Below are 20035 nucleotides of genomic sequence, written 5' to 3'. Positions count from 1 at the left end.
CCATCTATAGCGAGGCGCAGTGCCAACGGCACTCGCGCTTATATTTTTATAGGCGCATAGCGCGCTGCAATTAATAATGAACATTACGGGGAGTAGGTATTTTGGGTAAGCATATTTTGATTCTGGAAGGTGATGGCATTGGCCCGGAAATCGTTGCTGAGGCGCGCAAAGTCATGGACTGTGTCAACGACAAATATAACCTTGGCCTGACCTTTGAAAACGAATTGATGGGTGGCTGTGCTATTGATGTACACGGGGTCCCATTGGCTGATTCGACCCTGGAGCGGGCGCGCCAGGCGGATGCGATCTTGTTGGGAGCCGTCGGTGGTCCTAAATGGGACAAGCTTGACCGCGCTATCCGCCCGGAAAAAGGCTTGCTGAAGATCCGCTCACAATTGGGACTGTACGCCAATCTGCGCCCGGCCTTGTTATACCCGCAGCTGGTGGAAGCTTCCTCGCTCAAACCGGAAGTGGTGTCAGGGCTGGACATCCTGATTGTGCGCGAACTGGCTGGCGGCATTTATTTCGGTGAACCTCGCGGTATTCGAACACTGGAAAATGGTGAGCGTGAAGGGTACAACACCTATAAATATTCAGAGAGTGAGATACTGCGTATCGGCCGTACCGCCTTTGAGATGGCGCGCAAACGTAATCGCAAGGTTTGTTCGGTCGATAAAGCCAATGTGTTAGAGGCGACGATGCTGTGGCGCGAAGTGATGGACTCGCTGGCACCGGAATATCCGGATGTCGAGCTGTCGCATATGTACGTTGACAATGCCGCAATGCAATTGGTGCGCGCGCCCAAGCAATTTGATGTGATTGTTACCGGTAATATGTTCGGCGATATTTTATCCGACGCGGCGGCGATGCTCACCGGTTCCATAGGTATGTTACCATCGGCTTCTCTGGATAAAGACGGTCGCGGTATGTACGAACCTTGCCATGGTTCTGCCCCCGATATTGCCGGCCAGGGTATTGCCAATCCCTTAGCGACTATCCTGTCGGTGTCCATGATGCTGCGTTATTCGTTATCTATGCCGGATGTAGCTGATGCCATTGAGGTCGCTGTGGGGCAAGTGCTGGATAAAGGCTTGCGTACAGCAGACATCTATACCGAAGGCAAAACTCGCGTTTCCACAGCGCAGATGGGCGATGCGGTCGTTGCGGCTTTGAGTCATTAATGCACAGATGCACAGAGAAATTTCAACTCGTTAAATAGTAATCAGAGAGAGCAGACATGAGAGTAGGTTTTGTAGGTTGGCGTGGCATGGTGGGGTCGGTATTAATGGATCGCATGCAAGCGGAAAACGATTTTGCTGATATCGAACCGGTATTTTTCACCACATCCAATGTTGGTGGTGCTGCTCCGGCTGTAGCCAGCGGCTTGCCTGCACTCAAGGATGCTTTTTCTATTGCGGACCTGAAACAACTGGACGTCATTGTTACCTGCCAGGGCGGTGATTACACCAACGACGTATTTCCCAAGTTGCGTAGCGAAGGTTGGCAAGGGTATTGGATTGATGCAGCGTCCAGCCTCCGGATGGATAAGGATTCCTTGATCGTCCTTGATCCGGTTAACCTGGATGTCATCAAGAACGGCATCGCCAAAGGCGTCAAGAATTACATTGGTGGAAACTGTACTGTCAGTCTCATGCTGATGGGCTTGGGCGGTTTGTTTCATGCGGGTCTGGTGGATTGGGTTTCCTCTATGACATACCAGGCGGCCTCTGGCGCCGGCGCGCAAAACATGCGCGAATTGATCAGCCAGATGGGCAGCATCCATGCCTCCGTGGCGGATAAATTGGCTGACCCGGCTTCGGCAATCCTGGAGATAGATCGTCAGGTTGCGGAGACGATGCGTAGCGCCGATTTCCCGCGCGACAACTTCGGCCATCCTCTAGCGGGTAGTCTCCTGCCGTATATCGATAAACAACTGGACAGCCGCCAGAGCAAAGAAGAGTGGAAGGGGCAGGTTGAGACCAACAAGATCCTGGGGCGCAGCGATAATCCTATCCCGGTGGATGGACTTTGTGTGCGTATCGGTGCAATGCGTTGCCACAGCCAGGCGCTGACCATCAAACTTAACAAAGATGTTCCGCTTGCCGACATTGAGGCTTTGCTGGCAGAAGCGAATCAATGGGCTAAAGTTGTACCGAACGAGCGTGATGCCAGTTTGCGCGATCTGACACCTACCGCTGTAACCGGCACTCTGTCGATACCGGTAGGGCGTTTGCGCAAGATGAATATGGGGCCGCAATACTTATCAGCGTTCACCGTCGGGGATCAATTATTGTGGGGTGCGGCAGAGCCGTTGCGTCGCATGTTGCGCATCCTCAAAGAAGCCTGATAAAGAGATTACTGCTGAATCAGCGCCTCGATTCTTATTCCGGAATCGAGGCGTTTTTTTAAATACAAAGTCATTTTGACTCTGCGGGCGGTGAAATCTACCTCTTAATTTTGTGGAATATGCCCAAAAACGTTTAAAAATCTGCCAGCTTGGCTGCTTGTAACTGGTGGAAGTGTTGATAAAAAGCTATTTATAATGAATACTTACGAAAGATAGTGAAGATATATTCGAGGTTTTATAACCTCTGCATACAACGTCCAGGTTTAAGTACCAGATTTTTTTGACCGACAAAATGTTGCCATCCCTGTCAGGTGCTTGAAACCAGGGGAGATAATAAAAGGATAGTCCTATGCATCTTCGAAAGCTGGTTTGGGTCTGTGGATTTGCCGTCGCGCTGTTGGCAAATTACGCCAGTGCCTTGGGGTTGGGAGAAATCAAATTAAATTCAGCACTGAATCAGCCGCTCAACGCTGAAATCAAGTTGTTGGATATTCGGGATCTCAGCACAGAGCAAATTATTGTTGCACTGGGTTCTCCTGCCGATTTTGAGCGCAACGGCGTTGACCGTCTTTATTTCTATACAGAGCTGGAATTTCAGGTTCTGTTGAACGAACCCGGCGGTGCCGTTGTGCGCATCTCAACGCGCAATCCTGTGCGTGAACCCTATCTTAATTTCCTGGTTGAAGCCCGATGGCCCAGTGGTCGTTTATTACGCGAGTACACCTTGCTAATGGATCTGCCCACCTTTGCCGATACGCCCTCAACACCGGTCGAGTCTGCAACTACTTATCCGCAGCCGATGACCCAGCCGCGCACCAGCGCTACAGTACAAACGCCAACCCGCTCCAGTTCGCCAGCTTATCCCCAGGCGGAGTCTCGGCCAGAGCCTGAATCTACCCCCGGTGGCCGTCGCTCCGGCGCTGATTCCTATGGTCCGGTTGGCAGCAATGAAACGTTATGGCAAATCGCACTGGATGTTCGTCCGGATCGTGGTTTGTCCGTGCACCAGACCATGCTGGCTATCCAGCGCTTGAACCCGGAAGCATTTATCAACGGCAATATCAATTTGCTGCGCAAAGGGCAGGTCTTGCGTCTACCTTCTGCTGATGAGATCAGATCCATTTCCCGCAGCGACGCAGTTGCCGAAGTGGCTGTGCAGAATCAGGAGTGGTCGGGAAGCACCATGGGTGCCCAGTTGAATGCATCGCGCCGTGAAGTATCGGCGCGACGTGAGTCTCAAGATGTGAGCGGACAGGTGCGACTGGCCTCGCCTGGCAGCGATTACGATGGCAGTGGGCAGGGCAGTGGTAGCAATGCCGGCGACAGTCGTGGACTGGAAAATGAATTGGCCGCAACCCTTGAAGAACTTGATAAGGCTCGCATGGAAAACTCCGAACTGAATTCACGGATTCAGGATTTGGAGGAGCAAATCGACACGATGGAGCGTTTGGTTAATGTGAGCAATGAGCAACTGCGTGCAATGCAATTGGCAGCCCAACAATCTACTGCCGAACAACCGGCCGCTGAAACTATTGGTACGCCAGAGACTACTCAGCCGTCGGAGACAATGCCAGAAGAGCCAGTTGTTGATGCGCCTGTAACTAATGTTGTACCAGAGTCGACTATCGAACCCGAAGTTGAGACAACGACTCCCCAGGCCGAATCTGAGCAGGCCAAGCCGGCTCCAGCACCAGTCAATCCCAATCGCGTGGTCCAGTCTGCGCCTAAGCCTAAAACACTGGTTGACCACATTGTCGATAATGCCATCTGGATCGGTGTGGGTTTACTTGTATTGTTGCTTGCCGCTTACGCCCTCATTCGTCGTCGCAACGAACAGGCTATGGAAGAAGAAGCCACGCAGGACGATGATTTCTTCAGTATGCCCCCGGCAGATGAGGAGGCATATAACGAAGAGTATCAGGAAGAATATCCTGGTGACGCGGAAGAAGAGATGCCGCTGTTCGATGAGGATGATGTTCCGGCAGAAGCCGAGACGGGCGATGCTGTTGCAGAGGCCGATATCTACATCGCATACGGCAAGTTTGATCAGGCTGAAGAAATGCTGCTGAATGCGCTCTCACGGGAGCCCTCTTCTGTACCGATTCGCATGAAGTTGTTGGAAGTCTATTCCCAAACGGAAAATGTCGACAAATTTGATCAACACTACGCCAGTCTGTTAGGCGATGCCAATCATGCGGAATTACAGCGTGCAGCAGAGTTGCGTGAAAGCATTCCGGGTGCCGGCGAATTTGATTCGGGCCTCGATTTGTCTCCACAGGAAGGCATTGATCTCGCTTCCAGTGATGACACGCTTGATTTCGGTCTGGACGATGATTTGTACAGTGAGTCGCCAAAAGCAGAGAAGGCTTCAAGCGCTGCCGCAGACGATGACTTCAGTTTTGATCTGGATCTTGAAGAAGAGTCTCCTGAGCCTTTGTCGTTGGGAGAAACATTATCACGGGAGTCTGATGTAGGTAGTGCTACCACCCGCTATGACCTGTCCTTTGATGAGCCTCAAGATGCTGACGCTATTTCGGAAGAAGACGAATTTACATTGGAGCTTGATGACGACTTCTCCACAGCAACTGCTGATGAGGCTGAGCCAAGAGAAGAGAAAGTGACTCTGGATGACGATTTAGGTGAATTGTCATTCGAGTTGGAGGATGAAACGTCGGTAGCGAAAACCACTGCCTCATCAACCGCTGTTGAGGATGATGACTTCAGTTTTGATTTTGAAGAAAGTGAAACCAGCCTGACGGAAGATGAGCTTTCTTTTGATGAAGCAGCTATCGATGAAGCGGCCTTCGAAGAAACCTTGGCACAGGAAGATGTTAAGCGAGAAGAAAAGCCAAACGGCTCGCTGGAAATGGCAGACGATAATGCCGACGACTTCAATCCTGACATGGACATGAGTGATCTCGATCTTGAAGCCTTGGATCACGAGATGGAAAGCCTTGATGCCGAGTTTGGCGAAAGTGATGACAAAGCCTTCGCTGATCTTGATGCCCAACTGGAGCTGGACGATAAACAGTCCACATTGAAAACGGGCGATATACCGGACGCTGACGATGATATGTTTGAGCAGGCATTGTCCGAACTGCCGGATCAGGACACCGAAGCGATGCCGGAGCTCAGTCCTATCTCTGAGGCCGACATGGATGCGGAGTTGGACTTCCTCGCTGACACGGACGAGGCAGCCACCAAACTGGATTTGGCGCGGGCCTATATCGATATGGGTGATACCGATGGCGCACGGGATATCCTTGCCGAAGTGGTTCAGGAAGGTAACGCGCAACAGCGGGAAGAAGCGGAAGGGTTGCTTACTCGAATAGACGTTTGATTAATCCGCGCTTTATCAAAGCCTTGTGTATTTCGGTACACGAGGCTTTGTTGTTTATAAATGGCTAATTTTTATGAAGTTCCAACTGTTCAAATGAGCGAAAACTACGTTCCTGCCAGCAAAGTGTATACCCGTAACGGCGAGGTTGTGGCTGATACGATTTGGCCCGAAGGTATGCAGCGGGTGGCGATGGCGGTGGAATACAACGGTGCCGAGTTCCATGGTTTTCAAACCCAGCCCGGCGGCGTCAACACCGTGCAAAAGGCATTGGAAACAGCCCTGTCAACCATAGCCGCCGAGCCTGTGACACTGGTATGTGCAGGGCGGACTGATGCTGGTGTGCACGCCACTGCGCAGATTGTTCACTTCGACACCCTGGCTAAACGTCCGGAGCGGGCGTGGGCGCTGGGGACTCGCGCCCATCTGCCGCCCAGCGTAGCAGTGCGTTGGGCAAGAAATGTTATGCCGCAATTTCATGCACGCTTCAGTGCCTTGTCGCGGACCTATCGCTATTTACTGTCGGATCGGGAAAGCTACTCCAGCCTGACCCATGATCGGGTGACCTGGTTTAATCGGCGGCTTGATGTCGAGCTGATGCGCGAGGGCGCTGCTTGCCTGGTGGGCGAACATGATTTTACTTCGTTTCGTGCCTCCCAATGCCAGGCGCGCAGTCCAGTGCGAAAAATTCATCACCTGCATATCGTCCGGCGCGGCGATTTGATCGTATTGGAAGTGCAGGCAAATGCATTTTTGCATCACATGGTGCGCAACATCGTGGGGGTATTGATCGCTGTCGGTGCTGGTGATGTTGCTCCGTCCTGGGTAGCGGAGGTATTGGCCGCAAGGGATCGCAGTGCAGGTGGTATAACGGCCAGGCCCTTCGGTTTGTATCTGGTCTCTGTTGATTATCCGGAGCATTTCAATTTACCTGAGGTGGCGCCAGGGCCCTTGTTTTTAGCTGAACCGGTGGGTGGTTTTGCAGCGCCAGAGAATTAATGGCGGGGGGCGCCAAAATCGGGCAAGTTACAGTTTTTGGGGGAGTTTTCTGTTAGTATCGGCGCTTTATTTTCTTAGCGGTCAGGACTGTGGCTCGAACCCGAATTAAAATTTGCGGCATTACCTCAGTAACCGATGCGTTGGCTGCGCAAGTGGCGGGTGCTGATGCAATCGGTCTGGTGTTTTATGAGCCCAGCCCCCGAGCAGTAGACATTGAACTTGCTCGCGAGATAGCTTGCTCTGTCGGGCCATTTGTCACAGTCGTCGGTTTGTTTGTTGATGCTGAACCTGCTTATGTGAACACAGTATTGGCCCAGGTGCCCTTGCATGTGCTGCAGTTTCATGGAGACGAAACCCCGGCCTATTGCGAATCGTTCGGTCGTCCGTACCTTAAAGCTATTCGTATGCGCCCCGAATTGGATACCAGATCAGCTATAGCGGATTACCCCTCAGCAACAGCGATTCTCCTCGATGCGTACCGCCCCGGTATTCCCGGTGGTACCGGTGAGACTTTCGATTGGCAACGGGTCCCACAGGACTCAGGTAAAACGATTATATTAGCCGGTGGTTTGACGCCTGCTAATGTCGCTGAAGCAATTCGCTCCACACATGTCTACGGTGTGGATGTAAGCGGCGGTGTTGAATCCGCTCCTGGTCAGAAAGACGCCGCCAAGGTAAAAGAATTTATTATCAATGCCAGTCATGGCTCGTACAGGTGAAGAAACGGTGAGTGATAACAAGCAGTCTTCCACAGTTGATTACAGTGCATTTCCCAATGCCGAAGGTCATTTTGGCCCCTACGGTGGTCGTTTCGTATCGGAAACGCTTATCTATGCCCTGGATGAATTGAATACGATCTATACCCGCTTGAAGGATGATCCCAACTTTCAAGCCGAATTTGATAAGGACCTGGCCCATTATGTCGGGCGCCCGTCACCTTTGTACTTTGCCGAGCGCTGGACCCGTGAGTTGGGTGGGGCGCAGGTGTTTTTAAAGCGCGAAGACCTGAATCATACCGGTGCCCACAAAGTTAATAACACCATCGGTCAGGCACTGTTGGCCAAATTCACCGGTAAGGGCCGGGTTATTGCCGAAACTGGTGCAGGACAGCACGGTGTAGCTACGGCCACAGTTGCAGCACGTCTCGGTTTGAAATGTCGGGTGTATATGGGTGCGGATGACGTGAAGCGTCAATCGCTGAATGTCTACCGCATGAAACTGCTGGGGGCGGAAGTATTCCCTGTCACCTCCGGATCGCGCACGTTGAAAGATGCGATGAATGAAGCCATGCGTGATTGGGCGACCAATGTGGACGATACCTTCTACATCATCGGTACGGTTGCTGGTCCTCATCCCTATCCACAACTGGTGCGCGACTTCCAGGCTGTTATTGGTCGCGAGGCGCGCGCGCAGTCACTGGCGCAGGCTGGCAAATTGCCGGATGCCCTGGTGGCATGTGTCGGCGGTGGGTCCAACGCAATTGGCTTGTTTCATCCCTTCCTGACCGACGAATCCGTGGCGATGTACGGCGTCGAAGCGGGTGGGCTGGGTATTGAAACAGGCAAGCACGCAGCGCCGCTAAATAAAGGTATTCCTGGTGTCCTGCACGGCAATCGCACTTATTTGATGGAAGATGAAAATGGCCAGATCATCGAAACCCACTCTGTATCGGCGGGGCTGGATTATCCTGGTGTGGGGCCTGAGCATTCCTGGTTAAAAGATATCGGTCGCGTAAATTATGTGGCGATCAACGACGACGAAGCTCTCGCCGCGTTCCGGAAAATTACCCGGACTGAAGGTATTATGCCGGCGCTGGAGTCCAGCCATGCTTTGGCTTATGTCGAGAAACTCGCCCCTACCATGGGCAAGGATCAAATTATAATTGCCAATCTTTCCGGTCGGGGTGACAAGGATATCCTCACTGTTGCCGGAATCGATGGAATCACTGTTTAACCAGCATCGGGCGCTATCAGCCATCAGGAAATCCAATCGATGAGTCGTATTTCGCAAGTCTTGAGTCAAGCCAAAGCCAATGGCAGTAAAGCCTTGGTGGCTTATATTGTTAATGGTGACCCCTATCCGGCAGCAACCCTGCCCACCATGCATAAATTGGTAGAGCAGGGGGTTGATGTGATTGAGTTGGGTGTTCCCTTCTCCGATCCTATGGCCGAAGGCCCGGTCATCCAGAAGGGCCATGAACGCGCGCTGGCACATAACATTAGCCTCAAGGCTACCCTGGATGTGGCGCGTGAGTTTCGCAAGAGCAATAGTCATACGCCGCTGGTATTGATGGGGTACGCCAATCCGGTGGAACGCTTCGGTTATGAAGCCTTTGCCAGGGCCGCTGCTGAGGCAGGCGTTGACGGTTTGCTGACCGTGGATCTGCCGCCGGAAGAGGTGGCGGTATTGAAGGAAGCATTGGATTCAGCAGGGCTCGACAACATCTTTTTATTGGCGCCGACAACAACTGTCGAGCGCGCCCGCAAAATCGCCAGCCATGCCAGTGGTTTTCTCTATTATGTTTCTCTCAAAGGCGTAACGGGTGCCGGCCATCTGGACGTGGGTGCCGTTAAAGCCAAATTGGATGAGTTCGGCCAGTTAACCGATCTACCCGTCTGTGTTGGTTTTGGTATCAAAGATCCTGAAACTGCCAAGGCGATTGCGTCCTTGGCTGACGGTGTGGTGGTAGGTAGTGTGCTGGTGGACAAGATGGGCAGCATGGCGGATCAAAGCCACACTGACATTGCTCAGGCTGTTGGCGACATTGTTGGCAGTATCCGCAAAGCGCTTGATGACCGCTAAACCTGATTTATTAATTTCGAAAACTGTAACGAGAGAAGATAACCGATGAGTTGGTTAGACAAAATTATCCCGAATGTGGTGCGTTCAGAAGGCAAGCGCAGCACCAAAGTCCCCGAAGGTTTGTGGGAAAAATGTGTGAAGTGCGATGCCGTACTTTACAAACCCGAGCTGGAAAAAAACCTCGATGTTTGCCCAAAGTGTGATCATCACAAGCGCATGGGTGCACGGGCGCGATTAAATGTATTTCTCGATGAAAACAATCGTAAGGAATTGGCCACAGAGGTCGAGCCCATTGACCGCTTGAAGTTTAAAGACATCAAAAAATATAAAGAACGTTTAACCACTGCCCAGAAAGCCACGGGTGAAAAAGACGCGTTGATCGCTATGAAAGGCGAATTGAAAGGCATGCCGGTAGTCGCTGTGGCTTTCGAGTTTGCGTTTCACGGTGGCTCCATGGGTTATGTCGTTGGTGAGCGTTTTACCCGCGCTGCCAAGGTGGCCCTTGAAGAAAATATTCCGCTCATCTGTTTCTCAGCTACTGGCGGTGCCCGTATGCAAGAAGCACTGATTTCCCTGATGCAAATGGCTAAAACCAGCGCGGTGATTGAGCGCCTGAAGATGCAGGGAACACCTTATATTTCGATCATGACCGACCCGGTTTATGGCGGTGTATCTGCCAGTCTGGCGCTGTTGGGTGATATCAATGCCGCTGAGCCAGGTGCACGAGCCGGTTTTGCTGGCCCTAACATCATTGAGCAAACCATCCGTCAAAAGCTACCTAAAGGTTTCCAGCGCAGTGAGTTTTTGCTGGAGCATGGGGCTATCGATATGATTATCCATCGCCGCGATATGCGTGACAAAGTGGCTTCCTTGCTCGCAAAATTTACCCGTCGCGCAGCGGTGTAAATTTCTCGCGCTGCGCTCTCAATGCAATTTTCATCACTTAATGAGTGGTTGGGATGGCTGGAAACCTGCCATCCCCAAGAGATCGACCTGGGGTTGGAGCGTATCCGCGTTGTAGCCCGGGCGCTGCAATTATTAAATCCCACGGCGCGGGTTGTCACAGTGGGCGGCACGAATGGCAAAGGTTCATGTGTCGCAGCGACAGCCGCGCTCTTGCAATCGACAGGCTTGCGTGTCGGTGTCTACACCTCTCCTCATCTACTTCATTATTGCGAGCGCATCTGTGTCAATGGTGTAAAAGCCACTGAAGCGGAAGTGTGTGAGGCCTTTGAAAAAATTTACCTCGCGTGTGGTTCGGTTAGCCTGACGTATTTCGAATTTGGCACCCTGGCGGCATTGGAAATATTCCGGTCTCGGCAGGTGGATGTGATGGTGCTTGAGGTGGGGTTGGGCGGACGCCTTGATGCGGTCAATATTATTGATCCCGATGTGGCTGTCATCACCAGCATTGATCTGGACCATCAAGACTGGCTGGGTAACGACCGGGAAAGCATCGGTCAGGAAAAAGCTGGCATTATGCGCTCCCACAGGCCGGTCATATGTGCTGACCCTATGCCGCCTAAAACGGTGGTGGCGACAGCGCAGCATGTTTCAGCCCAATGGCATGGTGTGAATGAAACCTTTGGGTTTTCGGCCGAACAAGCTTGCTGGGATTGGTGGGGCTTGAATCCAGCGGGTCAACGCATTGAATTGCGTGGGCTCCCATTACCTGCATTACCCTTGCCGAGCCTCGCGGCGGCGTTACAGGTGATAAACCTTTTGGGGCTTGATCCCGGCAAGATTGGGTGTGGCAAGCTCCTGGCTCATTTGGAGCTCCCCGGTCGTTTCCAGCAATTGCATTACCAGAATCATCATTTCATTCTTGATGTTGCGCATAATCCGGCTGCGACACAATACCTTGCGCGGCGTCTGCAGGCGCAGAACTTCTCCGGCCGAATCATCGGTATCGTGGCGATGATGGCCGACAAAGATCGCTCTAACAGTTTGGGCAATCTTACGCACCTGATTAATGCCTGGTATCTGGCAGACCTGTCGTGGCTACCACGGGCGGCTACTCCTGACCAACTGGCGCAGGATCTGCAACAATTGACGGTACCTGTTGTCGGTCGTGGTACAGTGGCGGAATGTATTGAGCAAGCCCTGGCTGTTGCACAGGCTGAGGATCGCATAGTGATATTTGGTTCTTTCTACACTGTGGCCGCTGCCCTGGCTGTAATGCAGCCTTCAGAGACCGAGCAGGGGAGTCAACAGTGAAAGACGCCTTAAAACAAAGATTGGTGGGAGCTGTAGTGCTGGCCGCTATCGGCGTGATTTTTCTGCCCGGGTTTTTTAAAGAGCAGCAGGGACATCAGGTCGACACTCGTTCACACATTCCTGCCGAACCTTCCTCGCCACAAGTGACCTTTGAGGCGCCGCAACAGCCTACTGACATATCCCCGGCGCCAGAACCTGAAACCATGTTTCTACCCCCTGAACCAGAGCCAGCCCCTAAACCCGAGCCGGAAGTGCTGGCCGACGCAGATGCTCCTGTCCCCGTTGAAGACAAACCCGCCGCAACAACAGAGCAGGTTCCTCAATTACCCTTGGGGCCTGACGGAATTCCTGATGCCTGGGTTGTGCAGGTGGCGAGTCTCAGTAACAAAGAGGCCGCAGCGAAACTGCGTGATGAGTTACAGGCGGAGGGGCACAAAGCTTATGTCCGCACAGTGACAACGGCAAACGGTTCGGTGACACGGGTTTTTATTGGACCAAAGCTGGACAAGGCAGAAGCGCTTAAAGTAAAAACTGAGGTCGACAAGCGTTTGAAAGTGAACGCGATGGTGTTGCGTTTTCAGCCTTGAATCCGACACGGCCGGCCACCATTATTGCCGTGTTTTCGGGGTATCTGATGCCGGACCGGTCTGCTAAAATGCGCCTCCTTGATCAACCGGAGATTCCTGACGCATGAATTGGGCAGATTGGACCATTGTCGGTATCTTGGTTCTATCCAGTTTGATCAGTATCAAGCGGGGTTTCGTCAAGGAAGCCCTCTCTCTCGCCACCTGGATTCTGGCAGTCATTATCGCGCTGTTATTCAGCGAACGTCTGGCTGTCCTGTTAACTGATTCAATTACTACTCCTTCTGTTCGCGAGGTCGTCGCGTTTGCCATTTTATTTATCGCGACTTTACTGGTCGGCGCCATGGTGAATTATTTGATTGGAGAGTTAGTGCGCATCACCGGCTTATCGGGTACAGATCGCATGCTGGGTATGGTGTTTGGACTGGCGCGTGGCTTTGTTATCGTGATGGCCCTGCTGATTTTCTTGCCATCATTGATTCCCGTTGAAGAAGACAGCTGGTGGCATGAATCACGGTTGATCCCCTATTTTTTATCATTTGAAGGCTGGGCCCGTTCAACGGCCACGGATGTCTCGCAAATGTTTTCCGGGTTGTTCGGCAAGTAGCAATACACATTTTTTTAAAGGTGAGGCAATTATGTGCGGCATTGTTGGTATTGTGGGTAAACGCGATGTGAATTTACAGTTGTACGATGCGTTAACCATATTGCAACACAGGGGGCAGGATGCCGCAGGGATTGTGACATGTCAGGAGGGGAGGCTGGCGCAACAAAAAGCCAATGGTCTGGTGCAGGATGTGTTCAGAACCCGCCATATGCAGCGGCTGGTTGGCAACATGGGCATTGGTCATGTGCGCTACCCTACGGCCGGTAGCTCCGGTCCGGCGCTGGCACAACCTTTTTATGTCAATTCACCTTATGGTATTGCTCTGGCGCATAACGGCAATCTCACCAATGCCGCGCAGTTAAGTGAAGAGTTATTTAAAACGGATTTGCGCCACGTAAATACCGATTCCGATTCGGAAGTTTTGCTGAACGTATTTGCACACGAGTTACAATTGCAAGGCAAATTAACGCCCAATGCGGATGATATTTTCGCTGCAGTATCCGGTGTACATCGTCGCGTAAGCGGTGGTTATGCCATCGTGTCATTGATTGCCCGTTATGGTCTGGTTGCGTTCCGCGATCCGTTTGGTATTCGCCCTTTGGTGTATGGCAAGCGCGAGTCGGAAGAGGGTACCGAGTATATGGTGGCCTCCGAAAGTGTCGCACTCAATGTGCTGGGTTTTGAATTGATTGATGACGTAGCGCCGGGTGAAGCGATTTATATTACCGAAAATGGTAAATTGCATCGCCGCCAGTGTGCGGAAAACCCGAGCCTGAATCCATGTATTTTTGAACACGTGTATTTTGCGCGTCCGGATTCCATCATGGATGGCATCTCCGTGTATAAAGCACGCTTGCGCCAAGGCGAAAAACTGGCTGAAAAAATTCTGCGTGAACGGCCCGATCACGATATTGATGTGGTGATTCCTATCCCTGACAGCAGCCGTGTTGCAGGCCAGGCACTGGCGCAAAAACTGGGCGTGAAATTCCGGGAAGGTTTGGTCAAGAACCGCTACATCGGCCGCACCTTTATCATGCCGGGACAACAGCAGCGTAAAAAATCTGTGCGCCAGAAGCTGAATCCCATTGATCTGGAGTTTAAAGGCAAGAATGTGTTGTTGGTAGACGACTCCATCGTGCGCGGCACCACTTGCCAACAAATTATTCAGATGTCGCGCGATGCTGGTGCCAAGAAAGTGTATTTTGCTTCGGCGTCGCCGGCGGTTATTTATCCCAACGTGTACGGCATTGATATGCCAACGGCTTCCGAGTTGATTGCACACGGCCGTACTCACGAAGAAGTGTGTCGCGAAATTGGTGCTGACTGGTTAATTTATCAGGACCTTGAAGATCTGATTGCGGCGTCTTCTGAAGGTAACAGTCGGGTTACCAACTTTGATTGCTCGGTATTTACCGGCCAATACATTACCGGAAAAGTGACGCAAGAATATCTTGATATGCTGGCCGCAGTACGCAGCGACAACGCCAAAACCAAAACCGGGAAAAAAACGTTTAAACCGGAAGACACCGTGATCGGTCTGCACAATGGCGTGGCGAACAGTTAACCAGGAACAGCAGGAATATACCAATGGATGAATTTGACCATTATTTAGATCACGCCGCACTGGATACGCTGGCGGTTCGTGCCGGACAGGTGCGCACTCAGGAAGGTGAGCACAGTGAGGCATTGTTCCTGACCTCAAGTTATGTCTTCGGCAGTGCGCGTGAGGCAGCGGAGCGCTTTTCCGGTGAACAACCGGGCAATGTATATTCGCGCTATACCAATCCCACGGTGAGAAACTTTGAACAGCGTATTGCAGCGCTGGAAGGCGCGGAAGCTGCCGTAGGGACATCGTCAGGTATGGCGGCCATTTTGAGTACCTGCATTGCTTTGCTGCAATCCGGTGATCACATTGTTTGCTCCCGGAGCGTGTTCGGTACCACCACAGTATTGCTGAGTAAATATTTGCAAAAATTCGGTGTCAGCACCACCTTCGTCAATCCCGTTGACTACACTGCGTGGCAGGCTGCGTTTACATCGAAAACCAAACTGGTATTTGTTGAAACACCGTCCAATCCACTGTGTGACGTGGTCGATATCCAGCGTCTTGCCGATATAACCCATCAGCACGATGCGTTGCTGGTCGTGGACAATTGTTTTTGCACACCGGCATTGCAGCGCCCACTGGAATTCGGTGCTGACTTAATCGTTCACTCCGCCACCAAATATATCGACGGGCAAGGGCGTTGTTTGGGCGGCGTTGTGGCAGGACCCAAAAAATGGGTCGATGATGTCCTCGGTTTTATTCGCAGTGCCGGGCCAACCATGAGTCCTTTTAATGCCTGGGTATTTCTTAAAGGCCTTGAAACCTTGCGTTTGCGGATGGAAGCACATTCGCGTAATGCATTGGCCCTGGCGCAATGGCTGGATGCCCAGCCCCAGGTCGAAAAAGTTTTTTATGCGGGACTGCCTTCACATAATGGCCATGAGCTTGCCACCAAACAGCAGTCTGCTTACGGTGGTGTGCTATCGTTTCGTGTAAAAGGCGGGCGAGAGCAGGCATGGAAAGTGATTGATGCCACACGCATCATGTCATTGACTGCCAATTTGGGTGATACCAAAACCACCATTGTTCACCCGGCGACAACAACTCACGGACGCCTGAGCCCCGAACAAAAAGCGGAAGCGGGCATCACAGAAAATTTAATTCGTGTTGCGGTTGGTCTCGAAGATATTGCGGATTTACAAGCAGATCTTGCGCGGGGGCTGACCTCCTTGTAGCGATAAACGGTAACAACCAACGACAACAAAGGCATCCGGGTGTTATGCGGGATTTTATTGAAGCGATTATTTCTGAAGTTGGCCGCGTACTGCTTGGCAAGGAAGATAAGATAAAACTCGCCTTGACCTGTTTGTTGTCCGATGGTCATTTACTGATTGAAGATTTGCCGGGGATGGGTAAAACCAGCCTGTCCCAGGCACTTGCCAAAGTTCTCGGCCTTTCCCACCAGCGCATACAATTTACCAGCGATATGCTGCCTGCCGATATTCTCGGCGTCTCTGTGTTTGATCCAAAAGAAGGTCAATTTACGTTTCATCCTGGTCCGGTTTTTACCCAGGTATTGCTGGCCGATGAAATCAATCGCACCACGCCGAAAACCCAAAGTGCATTACTGGAGGCGATGGAAGAGGGGCAGGTGACCATCGAAGGTGAAACCCGCGCGCTGCCAAAACCTTTCTTTGTGATTGCGACACAAAACCCGCAGTCCCAAATGGGAACTTATCCTTTGCCGGAATCACAACTGGATCGTTTTTTAATGCGCATCAGTTTGGGTTATCCCGATGCCGCAGCTGAAAAGCAATTGTTTCTGGGTGGTGATCCGCGACAGCACCTGAAGGATCTAAAAGTTTGCATTACGCCTGCGCAGTTGCAGGACATCAAACACACCACCCAAAAAATTAAAACCTCGGATAATTTGCTGGATTACCTTCAACGCCTGATTCATTACACCCGCGTATCCGCAGATTTTTCTTACGGACTGTCGCCACGCGGCGCCATGGCATTGTTACGCGCGGCGAAAACCTGGGCTTTTATGCACGGCCGAGCTTATGTGATTCCTGAAGATATTCAGGCGTTATTACCTGCCGTGGTGACCCACCGTATTGCACCAGCATCGTCTGCTCGGGACCAGGGCGAACACACCTTGATTATCAAATTGCTCAATACCGTTGATGTTGTTGCCACCTAATCTATCGAAACTCTTGTGGTGAGCCGCCATGAGCACCAAACACGCTTTGGTTAATTCGCTGCGCAACAGATTCTGGCAATGGGTAGCGCGCCGCGCACCCAAAGCGCCTGCTGTCACCCTGCAACATAAATCCATCTATGTCTTTCCCGGCCGCCAGGGTGTGTTGTTTATTTTTGTGCTGGGGTTGATGTGGCTGTTGGGTACCAATTACGAAAATAATCTTATCCTGGCCGCAGCATTTCTCCTGATGAGCATGATGATCGTATCGGTTGTTCATGCGTTTCGTAATCTCGCCGGGCTGCGGTTTACCGCCATTGGATGCCAGCCAGTATTTGCGGGCGACTATGTGCGCTTCGATGTCTTGCTGGAGGCCGCGCCGCGCACTGATCATGAAAATATCCAACTCAGTTTTTTCGATGAAAATATGTCCGTTGCAGTGGATGTGCCGCACGGGGGTGAGCAACGCCTGAATTTGTCGGCCAAGACACACCGGCGCGGCTGGTTTCAGCCGGGGCGCCTGTCAGTGAAAAGCCATTATCCCCTGGGCCTGATTCGTGCCTGGTCATGGATTCAATTGGACACTAAAGCACTGGTTTATCCCGCGCCCCTGCCTTCTGCAGCGCCGCCTATGACACCGGCCAATTCTGCCCACGGCGATTATCTCTCCCGCGAAAACAGTGAGGACTTCCAGGGTTTTCAGCGATACCAGGCAGGAGCACCCCTGGCCCATGTTGCCTGGAAACAGTTTGCGCGCGGTGCCGGTTTGCACTTGAAAGATTATGTGGGCTACCAAAATCAGCAGGTTTGGCTGGACTGGGATGGCTTGCCGGGACTGGATACCGAAACCCGTCTATCGCAATTATGTTATTGGGCATTGGAGCTGGCCAGGACGCACACCGAATTTGGTTTGCGTATGCCGGGCTGCACGATAGAACTGGGCTTGGGAAGCGCGCACCAGGATCGCATATTGCGTGCGCTGGCGCTGTTTGAGATTGGCGACCCTGACACGCGAGGTCAACGCGGTGCGTGAAGCTGACCAGATACCGCGTAACAGCCTTGCCTGGTTATTGCTGGCCCAGGCGGTCATCCTCGCCCCTCATGTGGTACATGTCCCCTTGTGGATCTGGGGCGTCTGGTTGTTTGTGGTGTTCTGGCGCTGGCAAATTTTTCGCGGTGCCTGGGGGTTTCCGGGTTGGGCGGTCAAGCTGGTACTGGTGGCCAGCAGCAGTGCGGGTTTGTACCTGGTTTACCGGGGCAGTTTCGGCGTCCAGACCATGGTCGGGTTGCTGATCGTAGGCTTTATCCTGAAGCTTATCGAAATGCGCAAACGCGGTGATTTATTGCTGCTCTGTCACCTCGGATACTTTGTTATTGCTACCCAGTTTCTATTTTTCTCCAACGTGTTCGCCGCCCTCTATGGGCTGTTTTCCCTCACGGTGCTTTCCGCCACCTTGCTCGCTTCCCACCAGTCGCTGGATCAACACCGCTTCTGGCGCACTTTACGTTTGACCGGTGTGCTGGTTTTGCAGGCGGTGCCTCTCATGTTGCTGCTGTTCCTGATCGCGCCGCGCGTGGGACCTTTGTGGGCCGTGCCGATGAATACCAGCGCGGCAAAAACCGGAATGAGCGATACCATGTCGCCCGGCGACATCAGCCAGCTCAGCCGCTCCACGGAGCTGGTATTTCGAGCGACCTTCGAAGGGGCTGCGCCACCGCAGGCCGAGTTGTATTGGCGCGGGTTGGTATTTTCCCATTTTGACGGGCGTCGCTGGTCACAATCGAATGCGCAGATATCTCGCTACAACATCAATTGGCCGGAGCAAGGGCGGGCGGATTGGCGCGATGAGCTGCGTTACCAGGGCAGTGAATACCGCTACCAGGTCATTACCGAGCCAACCCGGCAATCCTGGATGTTTTCCCTGACAGCGCCACAGCAGTGGGGTGATGACGCGGGGTTGAGTCAGGAGTTGAGTTTGCAACGCCAACGACCGATTACCCAGCGCATTCAGTATTGGGTCACCTCGTCGCTGGATTTTCGCTATCAGCCGGACCAGCTTGAGGATTGGCAGCGCCGCCAGGCGCTGCAATTGCCCGCTGACAGCAATCCGCGCACGCGTACCCTGGCTGAACAGTGGCAACGGGAGGCGGATTCTGAGGATGCTCTGATCAGACGGGTGCTACAGCATTACAATGCGAGCTTCCGTTACACACTCCAGCCGCCTCTTCTCGGCCAGGAAAGCGTCGATGAATTCCTGTGGGAAACTCAAGCCGGATTTTGCGAGCACTTTGCGAGCAGCTTCGTTTTCTTTATGCGGGCGGCGGGTATCCCGGCGCGGGTCGTCGTGGGCTACCAGGGCGGTGAATACAATCCGCTGGAAAATTACTATGCCGTGCGGCAGCGCGAGGCTCATGCATGGGCCGAGGTATGGTTGCGGGAACGCGGCTGGGTCAGGGTTGATCCGACTGCAGCAGTAGCGCCGGAACGCATTGAGCAGGGCGTGGACTTCTCATTGGATGAGGAGGATGTCCAACTGCTCGACAATTCTTTTGTATCCGATATTTCGTTGCTCAATACACTACGGTTGCGCTGGGAAGGATTTAACTATCTCTGGAGCCGTTGGGTGCTGGGTTATAACGCTGAGACTCAGGGCTCGCTCTTTGAGCGCTGGCTGGGGGGCGTCGATATCTGGCGCATTGCCTTGTTTGTTCTGGTGTCGGGCGCGCTAATCCTTGGCGTCATCATGCTGTTCCTGCTGTGGGGTCAGCGAAAACGATACCGTTATCCGGCCGACCGTTATTATCAACATTACTGCAATAAGCTTGAGCGCTTGGGTTTCTCGCGTAAACCGGGCGAAGCCCCGCGTGACTTCGCGCGGCGAGTAATTCATCTGCGCCCGGATCTATCCAAACCCATAAACTCCATTACAGAACTCTATGAGTGGGCCAGTTACGCAGGTAACCAGGCCGCGCTTATTGATTTAAGACGAGCCGTTGCAAACTTCGTGGTTCGTCCCACCTGACACCCCCCGTTGTAGATTTGTTCATTGATGGGGCGTGCGCACAACATTTTGCGCCTATCCTGTGCCTTCCGATATTTTGTGCATTTTTATTGTGCATTTCTTGAGTGTTATTGTTTTATTTTGGTGCATTTCCCGTCGTGTTCGTCTGCGCTAATTTATCTAACTATTTGATAAATAATCCTATTTTTGATTGGCGCAGTTATTGCTGTGCGGAAGCATCTGCACAAATTTGTTGCGGAATTTGAGGATTTGCACCTCGATCAACATCAACATCAATCGATAAAACCCATTCTTTGGTGCGTGATCCGGTTTTGCAACGATCTCGCCATCATTCGTGATTCAAAGTGGGGCATTTATTGTGATCTTACAGCTC

The 20035-nt window shown here is 52.4% G+C and carries 16 protein-coding genes; all 16 read left to right on the top strand.

Features of this window, described 5'->3' with window-relative positions; all coding sequences use genetic code 11:
• Positions 1-101 precede the first annotated feature (101 nt).
• Positions 102-1181 carry a 3-isopropylmalate dehydrogenase gene (leuB, locus tag ACSV5M_RS03865; RefSeq protein WP_439174275.1) on the top strand — a complete coding sequence of 360 codons (1080 nt, stop codon included), beginning with the start codon at positions 102-104 and terminating at the stop codon, positions 1179-1181.
• 56 nt (positions 1182-1237) lie between these two features.
• The gene (gene asd, locus ACSV5M_RS03860) at positions 1238-2347 is read left to right on the top strand and encodes an aspartate-semialdehyde dehydrogenase (RefSeq protein ID WP_439174274.1); all 1110 of its coding nucleotides are present in this window, start codon (positions 1238-1240) and stop codon (positions 2345-2347) included.
• 349 nt (positions 2348-2696) lie between these two features.
• Positions 2697-5687: a FimV/HubP family polar landmark protein gene (locus ACSV5M_RS03855; protein ID WP_439174273.1), complete on the top strand. Its 2991-nt coding sequence runs from the start codon at positions 2697-2699 to the stop codon at positions 5685-5687.
• A 93-nt stretch (positions 5688-5780) separates the two neighbouring features.
• Positions 5781-6683, top strand: a complete 903-nt coding sequence (gene truA, locus ACSV5M_RS03850) for a tRNA pseudouridine(38-40) synthase TruA (protein WP_439174272.1) — start codon at positions 5781-5783, stop codon at positions 6681-6683.
• Positions 6684-6772: 89 nt separating this feature from the next.
• The gene (locus ACSV5M_RS03845) at positions 6773-7402 is read left to right on the top strand and encodes a phosphoribosylanthranilate isomerase (protein ID WP_439174271.1); all 630 of its coding nucleotides are present in this window, start codon (positions 6773-6775) and stop codon (positions 7400-7402) included.
• A 7-nt stretch (positions 7403-7409) separates the two neighbouring features.
• Positions 7410-8636 carry a tryptophan synthase subunit beta gene (gene trpB / locus ACSV5M_RS03840; protein WP_439174270.1) on the top strand — a complete coding sequence of 409 codons (1227 nt, stop codon included), beginning with the start codon at positions 7410-7412 and terminating at the stop codon, positions 8634-8636.
• A gap of 39 nt (positions 8637-8675) precedes the next feature.
• Positions 8676-9485 (top strand): tryptophan synthase subunit alpha, encoded by an 810-nt coding sequence (trpA, locus tag ACSV5M_RS03835; protein ID WP_439174269.1) that lies wholly within the window; start codon positions 8676-8678, stop codon positions 9483-9485.
• Positions 9486-9530: 45 nt separating this feature from the next.
• Positions 9531-10391, top strand: a complete 861-nt coding sequence (accD, locus tag ACSV5M_RS03830; protein ID WP_439174268.1) for an acetyl-CoA carboxylase, carboxyltransferase subunit beta — start codon at positions 9531-9533, stop codon at positions 10389-10391.
• A gap of 21 nt (positions 10392-10412) precedes the next feature.
• Complete coding sequence (gene folC / locus ACSV5M_RS03825) at positions 10413-11702, top strand: bifunctional tetrahydrofolate synthase/dihydrofolate synthase (protein ID WP_439174267.1); 1290 nt, start codon at positions 10413-10415, stop codon at positions 11700-11702.
• Complete coding sequence (locus ACSV5M_RS03820) at positions 11699-12289, top strand: SPOR domain-containing protein (RefSeq protein ID WP_439174266.1); 591 nt, start codon at positions 11699-11701, stop codon at positions 12287-12289. The genes folC and ACSV5M_RS03820 overlap by 4 nt, the downstream gene beginning before the upstream one ends.
• Before the next feature lie 103 nt (positions 12290-12392).
• Entirely contained in the window at positions 12393-12893 is a 501-nt protein-coding gene (locus tag ACSV5M_RS03815) for a CvpA family protein (RefSeq protein WP_439174265.1), read from the top strand.
• A 31-nt stretch (positions 12894-12924) separates the two neighbouring features.
• Positions 12925-14457, top strand: coding sequence for an amidophosphoribosyltransferase (purF, locus tag ACSV5M_RS03810; RefSeq protein WP_439174264.1), 1533 nt, complete (start codon positions 12925-12927; stop codon positions 14455-14457).
• A 23-nt stretch (positions 14458-14480) separates the two neighbouring features.
• The gene (locus tag ACSV5M_RS03805; protein WP_439174263.1) at positions 14481-15674 is read left to right on the top strand and encodes an O-succinylhomoserine sulfhydrylase; all 1194 of its coding nucleotides are present in this window, start codon (positions 14481-14483) and stop codon (positions 15672-15674) included.
• A gap of 44 nt (positions 15675-15718) precedes the next feature.
• Positions 15719-16642: an AAA family ATPase gene (locus ACSV5M_RS03800; RefSeq protein ID WP_439174262.1), complete on the top strand. Its 924-nt coding sequence runs from the start codon at positions 15719-15721 to the stop codon at positions 16640-16642.
• Between the two features lie 28 nt (positions 16643-16670).
• Positions 16671-17672 carry a DUF58 domain-containing protein gene (locus ACSV5M_RS03795; RefSeq protein WP_439174261.1) on the top strand — a complete coding sequence of 334 codons (1002 nt, stop codon included), beginning with the start codon at positions 16671-16673 and terminating at the stop codon, positions 17670-17672.
• Positions 17629-19662 carry a transglutaminase TgpA family protein gene (locus ACSV5M_RS03790; RefSeq protein WP_439174260.1) on the top strand — a complete coding sequence of 678 codons (2034 nt, stop codon included), beginning with the start codon at positions 17629-17631 and terminating at the stop codon, positions 19660-19662. The genes ACSV5M_RS03795 and ACSV5M_RS03790 overlap by 44 nt, the downstream gene beginning before the upstream one ends.
• Positions 19663-20035: the final 373 nt, after the last annotated feature.

Origin of the sequence: Cellvibrio sp. ARAG 10.3, assembly GCF_051846955.1 — a bacterium.
In the GTDB taxonomy this organism is placed as follows: Bacteria; Pseudomonadota; Gammaproteobacteria; order Pseudomonadales; family Cellvibrionaceae; genus Cellvibrio.
This window is presented reverse-complemented; position numbering and strand designations above follow the sequence as displayed.